The organism is Streptomyces sp. WAC06614, assembly GCF_003949795.1.
In the GTDB taxonomy this organism is placed as follows: Bacteria; Actinomycetota; Actinomycetes; order Streptomycetales; family Streptomycetaceae; genus Streptomyces.
In genome coordinates, this window is record NZ_RPRY01000747.1 from 1 (window position 1) to 786 (window position 786).

At 69.8% G+C, this 786-nt stretch carries 1 protein-coding gene; it reads right to left on the reverse strand.

Annotation, left to right across the window (positions count from 1 at the left end):
- Positions 1-92 precede the first annotated feature (92 nt).
- Positions 93-467, reverse strand: coding sequence for a DUF6479 family protein (locus tag EF918_RS36265; RefSeq protein ID WP_125653026.1), 375 nt, complete (start codon positions 465-467; stop codon positions 93-95).
- Positions 468-786: the final 319 nt, after the last annotated feature.

Sequence of the window (786 nt, forward strand, 5' to 3'; positions counted from 1 at the left end):
CTCCGGCTGCGGGTGGAGGCGTAGGAGGCGTAGGAGGCGCAGGAGACGTCGAGGAAGGGGGCGGTGGTGTGGCTCAGCGAGGGTGGGCCGGCTCAGGTGCCGGGACCGCCGCTCCCGAAGGCGCCGCTGTCGGGCTCGTTCTGCTCCCGCTCCCGCCGGCTCTTCTCCTGGTCGTGGGCCGTGGTCGAACCGAAGTTCCCGTACCCCTGCATCTCGTGCGGCCGTAGGCCCGTTCTGGGCCCGGTCTTCGGGATCTCGACGTCCTCCCGCTCCTCGCGCACCTCGTACACCGCCCCGCCCTCGGGCAGGTGCGGCTGGCTCTCGGCCGTCGGGGGCGCCGGCTCACGCGCCCGGACCTTCTTGCCCAGCCAGAACATCGTGATGATGAAGCCGGCCACGATGATTCCCACGATGAGGAACCACGCGATGTCGGTCAGGGTCGTGTCCACGCTCAGGGTCGTGTCCATACGGGGCGTGTACCCGTTCGAACATCTCGCATACCTGTGTGGAACGGCCTAATCACCCGAAAGGGTGTACGAAGCGACGACCCGGCCCGTCGGCCCCTTCCCCACCGACGCCTGCCCCGCATTCCCGAGGGCAATGCCGGGTAGGCGCCGGGCGCCCCGGATCACGAAGCTCCGGGCGCCCCGGATGACGAAGCGGGGGCACAGGGACGAGCGGAACCAGGGACAAGCCAACCGGGGACGACAGAACCCAGGGAGAAAGGAAGCCCATCCATGTCCAGCGGACCCACCCCCGAGCGGGATCCCCGCCATGAGCACGCGC